The following is a 14,544-nucleotide window of genomic DNA, read 5'->3' on the forward strand; positions in this document are numbered from 1 at the left end:
CCGAGTATCACCCACCGATAGATGAAATCGACGGATGTGTCCGTCTCTGGCCGTGCTGCCGGGAATGAGGCTGGGGAGAGCGGCGGGGCGGGACGATCAGCCCGGGGACGGAGGCGCCAGGATCCCGCCGAAGGTCGGGTCCGGGTTGGCGCTCGCCGCCGTGCCGGTCGTCTTCGTCCTCTTCGCCGCGGTGGGGGCGGAACCGCTGCCGTACGCGTCCGCCGGCGGCGGCACCACGTCGAAGTGCGTCGTGGCCTCCGTCAGCCCGGACAGGTCCAGCCCGATCTTGCTGAGCGGGGCGCCCAGCGCGTTCAGCGGCTTGAGCAGCGTCTCGCACTGCTTGGGCGGGGCGCCGAGGGAGTACGCCAGCGAGCACAGCCACATCGCGATGTTCTGCGACTGCATGAGGTTCAGCCGGGAGTGCAGCGTGCCGTCCTGGTAGTCGTAGACCGACATCGCGTTGGTGGCCGCGACCGGTGCCTTGTCGAGGAAGTTCTGCAGGGCCTGCTTCTCCTTGACGAGGATGCCGGTCACCTGGGCGAGTCCCTGGACGTTCGCCGCGATCTGCGTCTTGTTCTGCTTGACGAACGCCGAGACCTCCTGCAGCGCGACCGTCAGGCTCTTCAGCGCCGCCGTCAGCTCGGTACGCTCCGCGTTCAGGGTGCCGGAGACGGTCGCGAGGTTCTCGGAGAAGGCCCGGATCTGCCGGTCGCTCGCGGCCATCGCCTGCGTGATCTTGGCGAGGTTGCGCACGGTCTGGCTGGCGTCGCTCCGGTTGTCGGCGAGGATCCGGCTGACCTCGGACAGGTCCTGCAGCGTCTGCTTGAAATCCTCGCCCTGCCCGTCGAGCGTCTGCGCGCTGGACTTCAGCAGCCGCGACAGCGCGCCGTTGGCGTTGGCGCCCTGAGGACCGAGCGCCTTGGCCAGGTCGTTGACCGACTGGTTCGCGTCGTCCAGCTCGACCGGCACGGCCGTGCTGGACAGCGGCAGCGTGGCGCCGTTCTTCAGGGCCGCCCCGCCGCGGTAGACCGGCGTGAACTGGATGTAGCGGTCGGCGACGAGGGACGGGACGATGATGACGGCCTGGGCGTTCGCCGGGATCTTGCGCTTGGCGTCGTACGCCATCCCGACCTCGACCATGTTGCCCTTGGGGATCACGCGGGTGACCTTGCCGACCTTCACGCCGAGCACGCGGACCTCGGTGCCGCGGTAGACGCCCGTGGCGCGCTCGAAGTAGGCGGTGACGTGGGTCTGCTCGCCGCCGGGCCAGAAGACGGCGACCAGGGCGGCGACGAGGACGACGGCCAGGACGGCCGCGCCGTAGGCCAGCACGCGGGTGGGGCGGGAATCCCGACGGCGGGGGGAACCGGGCGAACCCACACAGACTCCCGTTCTTCCGGGGCGATCAGGACACGAGGCGCGGATCGCGAAATAAGTTACCTCTTACCTCGCCGGGAGCGTACCGCTCGTTACAGCCTCGTGACTCTCATCGCACCAAGTCAACCTTCTCTGGGCCGTATTGTGACACTGACCACCCTGTTACCGGCGGTAGCACCTCGCCCGCTAGGGTGAAAGCAGACAACGGGTCCAATAGCGTGCCCGCCGCCCGTGGCCGGCCGTGAACGGAGGAAACATGTCGGACGACGGCACCCCGGCCTTCTCGCTGGAGCTCAACGAGGACGTCCGGGCGGTCCAGGAGTGGGTCCATGAGTTCGCCAAGGACGTCATCCGCCCCGCGGGTCAGGAATGGGACGAGCGTGAGGAGACGCCCTGGCCCATCCTCCAGGAGGCCGCCAAGATCGGGCTGTACTCGCTCGACTTCTTCGCCGGCCAGTGGATGGAGCCGTCCGGGCTCGGCATCCCGGTGGCGTTCGAGGAGCTGTTCTGGGGTGACGCCGGCATCGGCCTGTCACTCGTCGGCTCCGGCCTCGCGGCCGTCTCCGTCGCCGCGACCGGCACGCACGAGCAGATCGGCGAGTGGGTGCCGCAGATGTTCGGCACCGCCGACGACATCAAGCTCGGCGCGTTCTGCGCCTCCGAGCCCGACGCCGGATCCGACGTCGGCTCCATCCGCACCCGCGCGGAGTACGACGAGGCCAAGGACGAGTGGGTGATCAACGGCACCAAGACGTGGGCGACGAACGGCGGCATCGCCAACGTCCACGTGGTCGTGGCCTCCGTCGACCCCGAACTCGGCACCCGCGGCCAGGCCAGCTTCATCGTGCCGCCCGGCACCGCCGGCCTGTCCCAGGGGCAGAAGTTCAAGAAGCACGGCATCCGCGCCTCCCACACCGCCGAGGTCATCCTCGACAACGTCCGGGTCCCCGGCTCCTGCCTCGTCGGCGGCAAGGAGAAGCTCGACGAGCGGCTCGCCCGTGTCCGCGAGGGCAAGCGCGCCGCCGGCCAGGCCGCCCTGCGCACCTTCGAGGCGTCCCGCCCGACCGTCGGCGCCATGGCCGTCGGCATCGCCCGCGCCGCGTACGAATACGCCCTGGACTACGCCCGCGAGCGCGAGCAGTTCGGCAAGAAGATCGGTGACTTCCAGGCCATCGCCTTCAAGCTCGCCGACATGAAGACCCAGGTCGACGCGTCCCGCCTCCTGGTCTGGCGCGCCGCGTGGATGGCCCGCAACGGCAAGGAGTTCTCCAGCGCCGAGGGCTCGATGGCCAAACTGCACGCCGGCGAGACCGCCGTCCGGGTGACGGAGGACGCCATCCAGATCCTCGGCGGCAACGGCTACACCCGCGACTACCCGGTCGAGCGCTGGCACCGCGACAGCAAGATCTTCACGATCTTCGAGGGCACGTCGGAGATCCAGCGCCTCGTCATCGGCCGCACGATCACAGGACTGCCGGTCCGCTAGCGTTTTTACAGGTCAGACGGACTGTCCGTGGCCGTCCGTGTGGGGTTCGATCAAGCTGCACGCCGATCAGCGATTGCCCGTCAGACCCCATCGTTTTCTGTCGGTTCCCAACGCCGTGCTGACTTGGTGCTGACCCCTAACCGCTAGGTACGTCGTAACCGGGTGGGGGCCAGCACGTCCGCAGTGGCTCGCCGTCTGGAACTCAGCGGTGGTCGGGCACACCATATTCAGGCGAGGGAATGGCAGCAGTTCCAGTCCGACCAGCGTGGCGCCGGTCAGGTCCAGGTCCATCACGCCCCAGAAGCGGGAGCCGCTGGCCGGTGGATTCGTCCGGTCATCGCGTAGGTGCTTGATCAAGACGCGCTGGGCGGTGAGACGGACCTGGTGCTCGCCCTGCTGGTCGGCGGGGATGGGCTGGGCGGTGTTCTGAACGGCGCGACGGCGGCCACGGGCGGCCGCGGCGTTCGGGGGAAGCCGGGGCAGGCTGTAGGGCAGGCGCAGGTAGGCGCAGAGGACATCGACGATCGTCTGCCGCAGCTCGGCGTGGTTCTGGCCGACGACAACGCCCGCCATTACACCCGCGAACACCCGACCGCCCTGGCGTTGCAGCGCAGCCTGCTCCCGCACACCCTCCCCGACCAGAACGCCGTCGAGGTGACCTGCCGCTACCTGCCGGCCCGGTCAGCCGTAGGCGGCGACTGGTTCGACGTCATTCCCCTGTCGGGCCCGCGAGTCGCCCTGGGCGTCGGCGATGTGGTCGGTCACGGCCTCCAGGCATCGGCCACCATGGGACGGCTGCGCACACGCGGGCCACCCGGCGCCGGCTGTCGTCTTCCCCGACGGCACTGTCGACTACCTCGAGGTACCCGCTGGGCCGTCACTCGGGCTGGGCGGCTTGCCGTTCGAGACACTCGACATCCGTCTTCCCGAAGAAGCCAGCTGATCCTCTATACCGACGGCCTCATCGAACGCCGGAATCGCGACATCGGGACCGGGCTGACCGAATGTGGCGACTTCTCAGCAGAACCCACGGATTGCCCAGTGAGACGTGCCGAGCCCTGGTCGATGCGCTGGTGCCTGCTCAGCGTAGCGATGACATTGCTCTGCTCGTCAGTCGGACGCGGTCCCTGGACGACCGGTACATCGCGCACTGGAACTACCCGGCGAACCCACTGCCGTATCCCACCTGCGTCAGGAAGCCGCTCGCCAGCTTCCGAATGGCACCTTGAGGAGCTGGGCTTCACCACGGAACTGATCGTCAGTGAATTGGCGACCAATGCGTTCCGGTACGCGGCGCAGCCGAGTGAGCTGCGGCTGATCTTTGATCGCGCTCTCCTACGCGAAGTTTCTGACTGCAGCAGCACGTCCCCGCGTTTGCGGCGGGCCAAGAGCACGGATGAGGGCAGGCGAGGTCTGTTCCTGGTCGCCCGGCTCGCCCAACGTTGGGGAACGCGGTATACCGTGAACGGAAATGTTATTTGAATGGAATAGTCTCTTCCTGCTGCCATCCTGCGAGCGCGGCTCTAATGACCAGGAGTCGTGCACGAGATGCGCAATTCGACGCTGAGCGGCCGACAGGCGCGTCGACCCATGCTGAACTGGCCGCCCCCGTCGGAAAATGAGACGCAGTCTCGCCGGCCTTGACATGGAGTCCCGTGCCTGACGGCTACTCTCTCGGTTCATCGTCGTCCACCCCGGCCCGTCCGGCCTGGGCTGAGATCGCAAGCAGTCGTCAGGGGTGGTCGCGCTGAGCGCCACGTCCACGCGTCGGCCGAGTGGACCCTGGCGTACCCGGACCTCCAGGGCCAGCAGTTCGACGATGGAGAGTCCTCGACCGTGTTCGTCGTGGCCGGGCCGGGACGCCGGAGTCCGTCACCGAGATCCACAGGACTCCCTCGCGCCGGGACAGGCGGACGGTCATGTCGTGACGGCCGTGCTCGGCGGCGTTCGCGGCGAGCTCACCGACGATGAGCTCGGCGGGCTCCCGATCGGCGGACGGGCATCGCCACTGGGTCAGGACGGCGACGACGCAGCGGCGGGCCACCGGAACCCAGCGGACCTCCGCCGGCAGAGCCAGGAGGGCCTGGTGCCGGGGGAGTGTCCTGGCGTCGAGGGGGCGGCGGGCGTCATCCCCCGGTCACGGCAGACGATCGGCTGAGCGGCGGGCCGGTGTTCCTCGACGGATCCGGCGGGCGGCCTTGTCGCCTCTCTGAGGGTTGTGGTGAACATGATCGGCCCCGAATCTGGCGGAAGAGGGGACGTTGCGGGCGGGTCCTCTCGGCGGTAGGTCAGCTCGGGCCCCTATAGGTGGAACCGCTGATCACCAGGCCGCTTCAGACGCTACGCGGCTGTTCGGCGCGATGTAGCTGGGCGACGGGGTGCATCCACCCTGTCCGGCAGGGGTGGGACGTCGCGGGGCCGGACACGTGGGTGTCCGGCCCCGCTGTCGCCACCGCCTGCGTCGGCGCGGTGGTCGTCGGGTGTCCCCGTTCCCGGCGTCGACGGGTCAGCCGTCGGTGTCCGCCCCGGTCGGCAGGGGCGGTTCCGCGGCGAGGCGTTTCCACTCCTCGTCGGTGAGGACCCGGGAGCGGAGCAGGAAGCGCACGCCCTCGGGCGCTTCGAGGGAGAAGCCGCTGCCCCGGCCAGGGACCACGTCGACGGTGAGGTGGGTGTGCCGCCAGTACGCGTACTGGTCGGCGCTCATCCAGAAGGGGACGTCCCCTGCGACGTGGCCGAGGAGGACGTCCGAGGCTCCGACCCGGAACTCACCGCGGGGGTAGCACATGGGCGCGCTGCCGTCGCAGCAGCCACCGGACTGGTGGAACATCAGCGGCCCGTGTGTCGCGGTGAGCCGCCGCACGAGGTCCTCTGCGGCCGGTGTCAGCTCGACGCGCCCGGTGCGGGCGGCCATCAGAAGAACCCGAGCTTCTGTCCGGAGTAGCTGACCAGCAGGTTCTTGGTCTGCTGGTAGTGGTCGAGCATCATCTTGTGCGTCTCGCGGCCGATGCCGGACTTCTTGTAGCCGCCGAAGGCGGCGTGCGCCGGGTAGGCGTGGTAGCAGTTCGTCCACACACGGCCGGCCTTGATCTCCCGGCCGAGGCGGTAGGCGGTGTTGCCGTCCCGCGTCCAGACGCCGGCCCCGAGGCCGTACAGGGTGTCGTTCGCGATCTTCAGGGCCTCGTCGACCGAGTCGTAGGTGGTGACCGAGACGACGGGACCGAAGATCTCCTCCTGGAAGATGCGCATGTCGTTGGTGCCGCGGAAGATGGTCGGCTCGATGTAGTAGCCGCCCTCCAGACCGGCGACGGCGCGGGGGCTGCCGCCGGTGAGGAGTTCGGCGCCCTCCTTCTTGCCGATGTCGATGTAGGAGAGGATCTTCTCATATTGGTCGTTGCTGGCCTGGGCGCCGATCATGGTGGCCGGGTCCAGCGGGTTGCCGCTGACGATGGCCTTGGTGCGCTCGACGCAGCGGGCCATGAACTCGTCGTAGATCGACGAGTGGATCAGGGCGCGCGAGGGGCAGGTGCACACCTCGCCCTGGTTGAGCGCGAACATCACGAAGCCCTCGACGGCCTTGTCCAGGAAGTCGTCGTCGGCGGCCATCACGTCCGGCAGGAAGATGTTCGGGCTCTTGCCGCCCAGTTCCAGCGTGACGGGGATGATGTTCTCGCTCGCGTACTGCATGATCAGGCGGCCGGTCGTGGTCTCGCCGGTGAACGCCACCTTGGCGACGCGCGAGCTGGACGCGAGCGGCTTGCCCGCCTCGACGCCGAAGCCGTTGACGACGTTGAGGACGCCGGGCGGGAGCAGGTCGGCGATGAGTTCGACCACCAGCAGCAGGCTGACCGGGGTCTGTTCGGCGGGCTTGATGAGCACGCAGTTGCCGGCGGCCAGCGCGGGCGCCAGCTTCCAGGCGGCCATCAGGATCGGGAAGTTCCACGGGATGATCTGGCCGACCACGCCCAGCGGCTCGTGGAAGTGGTAGGCGACCGTGTCCGCGTCGATCTCGGCGATGCTGCCCTCCTGGGCACGGACCACGCCGGCGAAGTAGCGGAAGTGGTCGATGGCCAGCGGGATGTCGGCGGCCAGCGTCTCACGCACCGGCTTGCCGTTCTCCCAGGTCTCCGCGACCGCGATCCTCTCCAGGTTCGCCTCCAGCCGATCGGCGATCTTGTTGAGGATGTTGGCCCGCTCCGTCGTGGAGGTGCGGCCCCACCCCGGTGCGGCGGCGTGGGCGGCGTCCAGGGCGAGGTCGATGTCGGCGGCGGAGGAGCGGGCCACCTCACAGAACGTCTTACCGGTGACCGGCGTTGTGTTCTCGAAGTACCGGCCCTCCACGGGGGCGACCCAGTCACCGCCGATGAAGTTGTCGTATCGCGGGGCGAAGTTGACGATGCTGCCGTCTGTTCCTGGCTGCGCGTACACCATGGCGGCTCTCCTCGGGGGATGGTGAGTGCGGTACGACGGCCCACGCCGTCGTGATGCGGTGCACTATGAGCCCCCGAGGTTGGCGGGAGGTTGGTGCCCTGGGGGCGAGGCGTCAGTCGCGCAGGGCCGCGCCGAGGCGGCCGGCCGCGATGGCGCGACGGGTGTCCCGCGGGCCGAGCAGGCTGAGAGCGTGCTCGTGCACCCCCACGTCGTACGGGGCTCGTTCGCCGTACCGCAGCGCGTGCTCCGGACGGGCGCTGGCGAGCACCGCCTCGCGCACCGCCACCTCGAGGTGGGTGCGCCACTCCGCGATGCCTGGCGCCTCGGACCAGGGCAGCAGCGGGCCCCGGTACAACCGCAGGGCGGTGTCCGCGTCCCCCTTCTCCAGCGCCCGCAGCACATCGGCGGCGTCGCAGGACACAGGTGTGGTCAGCGCGTAGCGACGGGTGGCGACACCGCCATCGAGGGCGCGCCGCAGATGGGAGATCTCCGCCTTGAACGTGGACGCCGTCACCGGCCGGTCGCCGTACACGGCCTCACGGAGGCGTTCGGGGGAATATCCGTCCGGTTCCAGCGCGAGCAGTGTCAGGATCTCCAGCTGCCGGGGCCGCAGGGGGAGGGGAACGCCCTTGCGTACGGCTTGTCCGGGACCGAGGCAGGTGAGGTTCACAGGGTCGGTGTTACCGCAGGGGCGCAAGGGGGGCTCTGATCGGAGCCGGGCCTCGACTGCGGCGACCAGCGAGCGCACCGTGGACATCGCCAGAGGGTTGGAGCGGTCCCAGGTGGTGGACATGTCCAGCACGCCGAGGACGCGTCCGTCCGGGCCGTGCACGGGAGCGCAGTAGCAGACCCAGTCGTGCAGGGCCGTCACCAAGTGCTCGGCCGAGAAGACGGAAGTGGGGCGGCCGGTGCGCAGCGCGAGGGACAACGCGTTGGTGCCCATGGCCTGCTCGTCCCAGCGACCGCCCGGCGCGAAGTTGACACGCTCGGCGCGACGGCGCATGGTCCGCCCGCCGCACGTCCACAGAATCGTGCCGGACTCGTCGGTGAGCGCGGTGACGAACCCGGCGTCCTCCGCGATGCTGCGCAACTCGTCGGCGAGGCCGTCGACCGGCCGGCGCAGCGGCGAGCCGCTCCAGCGGTGCCGCACAGCGCCCCCGTCGGTGACCGGGGCGCCGTCCCGGCCCGGATCCACGCTACTCAGCGAGCGAACCCACGATTCGGTCACGTCGTCGCGCACCGCTTCCAGACCGCTCGGTTTCGATCCGGCGGTCCTCATCTCCGGCACCAGGCGGGACCACTCGCTCTCCAGCGCGGCTCTGCGCCGCCGGAGGTCACTGCGTTGTGACATGTGCTTTCCCCTGTCATCGAACGGGGACGACCGATTATTGTCCGCAGGGACCGCGCCGGCGCACCTGTCCGAGCGGTCCGCGCCCCTGTCCGATCGGACAGGCGCCGTACCCCGGCGCGCGTGCCTAGCGTGGTCTTCAGTTAGACGACAGTGTTATCGACCAACTCGGCCGTAAAATCAAGGTTGCATGTGGGTTGCGGGCTTCCCGCCCTTTGGAGGTCGCATGTCGCTCGCATCTCACGCCATGGTGGCGGACGGTGACGATTCGAGTTCGGACTGGAGTCGCGACGAGAGCCACTGCGAGCTTCTGGGACCGCAGCGCACGAGCACGGAGGCCGTGCGGCAGTCCGCCCGGCTGGCCAAGTTCCATGTGCCCGAGGTCGTGTTCGGGCCGCGTTCGCTCACGGAGCTCGGGCACTGCGCGCTGCGCCTCGGCGGTCGCCGGCCTTTCCTGGTCACCGATGCCGGGCTGATGGAGGCAGGCTGGGTGGACGAGGCGGTCGGCCATCTGCGCAGGGCCGGTCTGCGGCCGGTCGTGTGGTGCGAAGTGACGCCCAACCCCAAGGACCATGAGGTGCAGGCTGGCTTCCAGCGGTACGCCGCCAGCGGCTGCGACGTGATCGTGGGGGGCGGCGGCGGCTCGGTCATCGACGCGGCCAGGGGCGTGGCGATTCTGTCGAGCAACGGCGGGCACATCCTCGACTACGAGGGTGTGGACCAGGTAGTGCAGCCCATCCCTCCGACCGTGATGGTGCCCTCCACGTCGGGCACCGGGGCGGACGTCTCCTAGTTCGCCGTGATCACCGACACCCCGAGCACGTCAAGCTCACCATTGTGAGCCGCACGCTGGTGCCTGAGATCTCGGTGATCGACCTGCGGCTGCTGACCACCATGCCGGACTGGCTCAACGCGGCCACCGGCCTGGACGCACTGACGCACGCCATCGAGGCGTTCGTCTCCCGGGCGCACAATCCGCTGACGAACAACCACGCCCTGCACGCGGTCGAGCTGATCACCGCGAACCTGGTGCGCACCCAGGTCGACCCCAGGGACTTCGAAGCGCGGCTCGCCATGGCCCAGGCCGCGCTGGAGGCCGGCATGGCCTTTACCAACGCCATCCTCGGCGCGACGCACGCCATGAGCCACCAGGTCGGCGGTCTGCTGGACGCCCCGCACGGCGTGGTCAACGGCGTCCTCCTGCCGCACGTCATCCGGTTCAACGCCGAGGCGTGGCCGGAGCGCTTCGTCGCGCTGGGCGCGGCGGCTGGCCTTCCGGTCTCCGGTGTGCCGGCACAGGAGGTGGCCGAACAGCTCGCGGATCTGGTGCGCGCACTGGCGGACGACGTCGGCGTGCCGAAGGGACTGGCGAGCCTCGGGGTCGCGGAGCGCGACGTGCCGGTCCTGGCCCCCACGACACTCAAAGACGCGTGTATGGCCACCAACCCCGGGGAAGTCGACGTGCGGGACGTGGAGACACTGTTCCGCAAGGCACTGTGAGGCGATCCCGGTGAGCACTCCCGAACGCACGAACCGGACCCCCGACCTGGGAGTCCTCACCGGGCTGCATCGCAGGAGCGTCTGCGGGGTGATGAACAGGTGGTGCCGGCGGTGTCGCGGGAGCAGCCGCGCGAGCGCGGAGATGATCGCCCGGTCCGCCCACGATGGCCGGGGAGCGGCGACCTGGCGGCGGAGCACCGCGAGCTGATGCCGCAGTACCAAGATCTCTGCGTCTTTCGACGCCTGTGATCGGGCGAGCAGCGCGATCCACCCGAACACCCGTAAGACGATCAAGTACAACAACCGCAGAGCCATCCTGCGATCCTGCCGGAGCCGAGCTACCGACCACAGCGAAACCCCAGATCAGCCCCTGCGACACGATATTCGGCACCCACAGGCGTCAGGTGATCGATCACGAGTGTTCCTCACTGCAGCCGTTGCAGGGTTCCGGGACTGTGCCGCTGTCACCACTCGTAGAGGGGCGGGTCAGGAAGCGGCCGTGGAGAGGCGAAGATCCGTGTTGCGACTTCCGGCCAGGGTGCGGAACAGCCCGTCCACGTCCGAGGGGGCGGCGTCCCCGCTCCATCCGACATACATATCGGGGCGCACCAGGATGAGTCCGCGTGGTTCGTCGGGCAGTGTCGGCTCGTCGAGGTCGAGCACGGTCAGCGGGATGCCCAGACGAGTCGCGGCGTCGGTGAAGGCTGCGGTGTCTCCGTGCACGTGGACCAGGGTGAAGTCGCGCCCGAGCAGGTCGAACACCGAACGCCCGTCGGGCAGCCAGGTGTGTGGGAACCGGGAGCCGGCGGTGACGCTCGGCTGGTACCGGTCGATGCGTTCGATCGGCGGGCGACCCTGGGCATGGTCGGCGACAATCCCCGGGGAGCCGGCGTAGCGAGAGCCGAACTGGACGCCCTGACTGTGCCATTGCTGCCGGTCGACCTTTGCGATCAGCGCACCGACCTCGGCGCGCAGCCGGGCGCCCTCGGCGTCGTCCACGTGCAGTGCGGGATCGCGGGCGATCGAGGCCATGTCGCGGTCGATCTTCAGCGCGGCGCGGGAGGTGGCCTCGCCGACCGACCGGCGTTCGGTCTCGTACGCCGTGAGCAGCTCGGGGCCGCCCCAGCCGGCGAGGAGTGCGGCCAGCCGCCAGCCGAGCCCGACGGCGTCGGCGATGCCGGTGTTCATGCCGAATCCGCCGAGCGGCAGCCAGAGGTGCGCGGCGTCGCCCGCCAGCATGATCCGCCCGTCGACGAACCGGTCGGCGACGAGCCGACGCGGTGTCCATCGCACCACCTGAAGCTTCTCCAGCTCCATCTCGCGGCCCAGTGCGGCGCGCAGCACCTCGTCCTCGTCGAGGTCTTCTGGGGCGGTGCCCTCGGGGACCCGGGCGTGGCAGAGGTAGAGCCCTGCGCCGTCGAGCTGCACGAACGAGCCCTTCAGCCGAGGGCCGTACCACCAGTACATCCAGCCCGGCCGCTCCGACGCGGCGAACTCGCGGGCCAGCTCCGCGGAGCGGAAGTAGACCGAGAGCCGGTTCTCCGCGGCGCGGGCGTCGCCCTCCAGCCTGGCGCCGATCGCGCGGCGGGTGGTGCTGGTTCCGCCGTCGCAGCCGACGACATAGTCCGCGGTCAGCACGGTTTCGAACCCGTCTGTCTCGACCCGGACCTCGACGATCTCGCCGCGCTGAGCGACGCTGGTGACGCGGTGTCCGCGTGTGATCTCGACGGAGGGATAGGCGCGCACGTGCGCTTCGAGGATCGGCTCCAGGAAGATCTGTGAAATCCGGTGCTGGGGTTCGGGCGTGGGCCATTCCTCCAGCTCGGGGGCGGTTCCGTCGAGGATCTGCTGCGCCGAGGAGAACGGGAAGCGGTTCAGCTCCCAGCCGGTCAGCGTCGTGCAGTAGACGACGTCCGTGGCGTGGTCGAGCGGTAGGCCGGCCCGGCGGATCGGGTCTGCGACGCCGAGTCGGCGGAAGTACTCCATCGACCGGGCGTTGGTGGTGTTGCAGCGCGGGTTGTCCGTGGTGGTGTGGCTCTGCTCGAGCACAAGCGTGTCGACACCTCGGGTGCCGAGCTCGGCAGCGAGCGTCATGCCGACCGGGCCCGCGCCGACGACGATCACGGAGCGGTGGCCGGAGGGAGTGGGCATCAGTGGATCTCCTTGGGTGTGTCGAGCGCATTCAGCGCTTTGCCCGCTAGGGGAAAGACCCGGCAGAAGGTGCGCCAGAAGATGTTCTCCAGGTGCCCGGCGTCCATCTCGGAGGCGAGCAGCTCCTCCATGACGGCGGGCACGTTGTAGCTGACGGGGTCGGCGTAGGAGTCCGTGCCGAACAACAGCCGCTCGGAGCCGAACCGGGTGACGAAGGCTTCGAGCGGACGGAGCAGCGGGAAGCAGATGGCGGTGTCGAACAGGATGTTGTCGAACCTGTCAGCGAGGTCCATGACGTACTGGATCTGGGTCGACGCGGAGAAACCGTCGAGTGCGACGATGGTCGCGTCGGGGTGGTTGCGGGCGAGGTCGGCGAACATCCACGGTGCCTCGAGGTTGGACTCGGCGAACATGTGGATATAGCAGGGCAGTCCACGGGCGGCCGCCTCGTCGACTAGGTCGTGTATACGCCGGTCGGACACTGCGACGCCCTGGTAGCGGGTGTGCCAGACGACTCCGTCGAGCGCCAACTCCGCGACCATCCGGTCCATCTCCTCGCCGCAGAGTGCGGTCCCGTGCAGCGGCTCCACGGTCCCGAGCGCCGCGAGGAAACGCGGCGAGGCGTCCCGGTACGCCGCGATGGCGTCGTTGACCTCGCGGGTGTTCACGATCCCGTGGGGCCGCTCGTACTGCAGCCCGGGCATGACGGCGCAGGCCGTCATGCCGAAGCGGTCGAGCATCGCGTGATGGGTCTCGACGGGATCGCGGACCTCCTTCGCCGCGGACCGTTCGCCTGGCGCACCGATGGAGAGGCGGCCGACGTGGTGATGGGTGTCGACGACATGCCGGACCGTTCGCCTGCTCACGCGAGATCCTCGCGTCCCGCGTCGTTCGCACGTCGGCGCAGTGCTGTGATGGAGAGCAGGCTGATCATGCCGAGCGCCGTCATGTAGGCGGCGACGGACCAGCTGGCCTTCGTGGCGTCGAGCAGTGCGGCGGTGATGAGCGGAGCGAGCCCACCGCCGAAGATTGATCCGACCTGGTAGCCGAGCGACGCGCCGGAGAAGCGGACGTCGGTGCTGAACAGCTCGGAGTAGAGCGCCACCTGCGGCCCGAACATCAGCGAGTGGACGGTGAAGCAGACGAAGATCGCGACGAAGACCAACCACAGGTTGGCGGTGTCGATCATCGCGAACATCGGCCACGCCCAGACCGCCACGCAGACCGCCCCGATGATGAAGAGTTTCGGCCGGCCCACGCGGTCGGACAGGTGTGCGAAGTACGGCAGGAAGAACAGCGGCGCGACGCAGGCCGCCAGGATGACACCGAGCAACGGAGCCTTCGCCAGGTGCAACGAGCGGACGCCGTAGTCGAGGACCCCGGACACGATGATGAACGCGACGGCGTTCGGCAGCACAAAGGCACCGCCGGCCAGCAGGATCGTCCGCCGGTGCTCACGGACCACCTTCGTCAGCGGCGGCTGCTCCGGCATGTCCGGCTCCGGCCGGCTGGCCTGCAGCTCCTTGAACTTGGGCGTGTCCTCGACCGCGCGGTGGATGTAGAGCCCTATGCCGATCATGACCAGACCGGACAAGAACGGGATCCGCCACCCCCAGGCTGACATCTGCGCGTCGGAGAAGACGAATGAGAGCAGCAGGAAGGCGCTGATCCCGGCCATCAGCCCCAGTTGCGCGCCGACTTGCACGAAACTGCCGAGGAAGCCGCGACGCCCGGTCGGGGCGCTCTCGGTGAGCAGCAGGGATGCACCGCCCCACTGTCCGCCCAGGGCGAAACCCTGCAGGAGCCGCAGGAGCACCAAGAGCGTCGGGGCAACCCAGCCGATGGTCGCTGCGGTGGGCAGCAGGCCCATCAGAAAGGTGGCGACACCCATGATCGCGGTCGACGCCGCCAGGACCGGCTTGCGGCCATGGCGGTCGCCGTAGTGACCGGCGACCGCACCACCGAGTGGGCGGGCGACGAACCCGACGGCGAGGGTCAGGAAGGACGCCAGAGTCGCAGCAGTGCCCCCCAGCCCGGAGAAGAACAGCGGGCCGAGATAGATCGCGGCGGCGGTGGCGTAGACGAAGAAGTCGAAGTACTCCACGGCCTGAGACAGGACGGCAACGGTCACGAGTTGGCGCAGCCCACGCGGCGCCGCCGCGGCGGCGCCCGGCTGGGCGGCGCCCGGCGGGGCGGCGGCGGCCGGCACTGGGGGTGTGAGGTCGGTCATGCAGGAAAAGCTAGGCCCGCCACT

The 14,544-nt window shown here is 69.2% G+C and carries 14 protein-coding genes; 5 read left to right on the top strand and 9 right to left on the bottom strand.

The annotated features are described in order from the left end of the window. Positions 1-96 precede the first annotated feature (96 nt). On the bottom strand, positions 97-1,380 hold the full coding sequence (locus tag NDW01_RS31995; protein ID WP_252785016.1) for an MCE family protein: 1,284 nt from the start codon (positions 1,378-1,380) through the stop codon (positions 97-99). 253 nt (positions 1,381-1,633) lie between these two features. On the opposite strand from NDW01_RS31995, the gene NDW01_RS32000 reads away from it, so the two are divergent. Beyond that, positions 1,634-2,863, top strand: coding sequence for an acyl-CoA dehydrogenase family protein (locus NDW01_RS32000; protein ID WP_252828086.1), 1,230 nt, complete (start codon positions 1,634-1,636; stop codon positions 2,861-2,863). A gap of 66 nt (positions 2,864-2,929) precedes the next feature. Here NDW01_RS32000 and NDW01_RS32005 read toward each other — a convergent pair whose 3' ends face one another. After that, positions 2,930-3,490: a hypothetical protein gene (locus NDW01_RS32005; protein WP_252828212.1), complete on the bottom strand. Its 561-nt coding sequence runs from the start codon at positions 3,488-3,490 to the stop codon at positions 2,930-2,932. 126 nt (positions 3,491-3,616) lie between these two features. Here NDW01_RS32005 and NDW01_RS32010 point away from each other — a divergent pair, with 126 nt between their 5' ends. Further along, positions 3,617-4,345 (top strand): ATP-binding protein, encoded by a 729-nt coding sequence (locus NDW01_RS32010; RefSeq protein WP_252828206.1) that lies wholly within the window; start codon positions 3,617-3,619, stop codon positions 4,343-4,345. Positions 4,346-4,595: 250 nt separating this feature from the next. On the opposite strand, the gene NDW01_RS44500 is transcribed toward NDW01_RS32010, so the two are convergent. Next, positions 4,596-4,880: an ATP-binding protein gene (locus NDW01_RS44500; protein WP_406567778.1), complete on the bottom strand. Its 285-nt coding sequence runs from the start codon at positions 4,878-4,880 to the stop codon at positions 4,596-4,598. On the opposite strand from NDW01_RS44500, the gene NDW01_RS32015 reads away from it, so the two are divergent. Then, positions 4,788-5,021: a hypothetical protein gene (locus NDW01_RS32015; protein ID WP_252828087.1), complete on the top strand. Its 234-nt coding sequence runs from the start codon at positions 4,788-4,790 to the stop codon at positions 5,019-5,021. The two genes, NDW01_RS44500 and NDW01_RS32015, sit on opposite strands and share 93 nt — an antisense overlap. A 348-nt stretch (positions 5,022-5,369) precedes the next feature. Here NDW01_RS32015 and NDW01_RS32020 read toward each other — a convergent pair whose 3' ends face one another. The 3 genes from NDW01_RS32020 to NDW01_RS32030 form a co-directional block, all read right to left on the bottom strand. Continuing rightward, positions 5,370-5,774, bottom strand: coding sequence for a DUF779 domain-containing protein (locus tag NDW01_RS32020; protein ID WP_252828088.1), 405 nt, complete (start codon positions 5,772-5,774; stop codon positions 5,370-5,372). Continuing rightward, positions 5,774-7,291, bottom strand: coding sequence for an aldehyde dehydrogenase (gene adh / locus NDW01_RS32025; protein WP_252828089.1), 1,518 nt, complete (start codon positions 7,289-7,291; stop codon positions 5,774-5,776). Before adh ends, NDW01_RS32020 begins: the two co-directional genes overlap by 1 nt. Before the next feature lie 112 nt (positions 7,292-7,403). Then, positions 7,404-8,642: a helix-turn-helix domain-containing protein gene (locus NDW01_RS32030; RefSeq protein WP_252828090.1), complete on the bottom strand. Its 1,239-nt coding sequence runs from the start codon at positions 8,640-8,642 to the stop codon at positions 7,404-7,406. Positions 8,643-8,865: 223 nt separating this feature from the next. Here NDW01_RS32030 and NDW01_RS32035 point away from each other — a divergent pair, with 223 nt between their 5' ends. Beyond that, a complete protein-coding gene (locus NDW01_RS32035; protein WP_252828091.1) occupies positions 8,866-9,432 on the top strand; it encodes an iron-containing alcohol dehydrogenase in 567 nt (188 codons plus the stop codon). Between the two features lie 44 nt (positions 9,433-9,476). Continuing rightward, the gene (locus NDW01_RS32040; protein ID WP_252828092.1) at positions 9,477-10,139 is read left to right on the top strand and encodes a dehydroquinate synthase/iron-containing alcohol dehydrogenase family protein; all 663 of its coding nucleotides are present in this window, start codon (positions 9,477-9,479) and stop codon (positions 10,137-10,139) included. Between the two features lie 486 nt (positions 10,140-10,625). On the opposite strand, the gene NDW01_RS32045 is transcribed toward NDW01_RS32040, so the two are convergent. Genes NDW01_RS32045 through NDW01_RS32055 form a run of 3 tightly spaced genes read right to left on the bottom strand, consistent with a single transcriptional unit; the run spans position 10,626 to position 14,520 of the window. Then, positions 10,626-12,290, bottom strand: a complete 1,665-nt coding sequence (locus NDW01_RS32045) for an FAD-dependent monooxygenase (protein WP_252828093.1) — start codon at positions 12,288-12,290, stop codon at positions 10,626-10,628. Next, entirely contained in the window at positions 12,290-13,156 is an 867-nt protein-coding gene (locus NDW01_RS32050; protein ID WP_252828094.1) for an amidohydrolase family protein, read from the bottom strand. Before NDW01_RS32050 ends, NDW01_RS32045 begins: the two co-directional genes overlap by 1 nt. Further along, positions 13,153-14,520, bottom strand: coding sequence for an MFS transporter (locus NDW01_RS32055; protein WP_252828095.1), 1,368 nt, complete (start codon positions 14,518-14,520; stop codon positions 13,153-13,155). The genes NDW01_RS32050 and NDW01_RS32055 overlap by 4 nt, the downstream gene beginning before the upstream one ends. Between the last annotated feature and the right edge of the window lie 24 nt (positions 14,521-14,544).

The organism is Actinoallomurus soli, from assembly GCF_024055715.1.
Taxonomy (GTDB): domain Bacteria; phylum Actinomycetota; class Actinomycetes; order Streptosporangiales; family Streptosporangiaceae; genus Actinoallomurus; species Actinoallomurus soli.

Excerpts from the sequence above, each read along its gene's own strand:
- NDW01_RS32045 (WP_252828093.1), bottom strand. The coding sequence starts at position 12,290 with ATGCCCACTCCCTCCGGCCACCGCTCCGTGATCGTCGTCGGCGCGGGC.
- NDW01_RS32030 (WP_252828090.1), bottom strand. The coding sequence starts at position 8,642 with ATGTCACAACGCAGTGACCTCCGGCGGCGCAGAGCCGCGCTGGAGAGC.
- NDW01_RS32020 (WP_252828088.1), bottom strand. The coding sequence starts at position 5,774 with ATGGCCGCCCGCACCGGGCGCGTCGAGCTGACACCGGCCGCAGAGGAC.
- NDW01_RS32055 (WP_252828095.1), bottom strand. The coding sequence starts at position 14,520 with ATGACCGACCTCACACCCCCAGTGCCGGCCGCCGCCGCCCCGCCGGGC.
- NDW01_RS32000 (WP_252828086.1), top strand. The coding sequence starts at position 1,634 with ATGTCGGACGACGGCACCCCGGCCTTCTCGCTGGAGCTCAACGAGGAC.
- NDW01_RS32035 (WP_252828091.1), top strand. The coding sequence starts at position 8,866 with ATGTCGCTCGCATCTCACGCCATGGTGGCGGACGGTGACGATTCGAGT.
- adh (WP_252828089.1), bottom strand. The coding sequence starts at position 7,291 with ATGGTGTACGCGCAGCCAGGAACAGACGGCAGCATCGTCAACTTCGCC.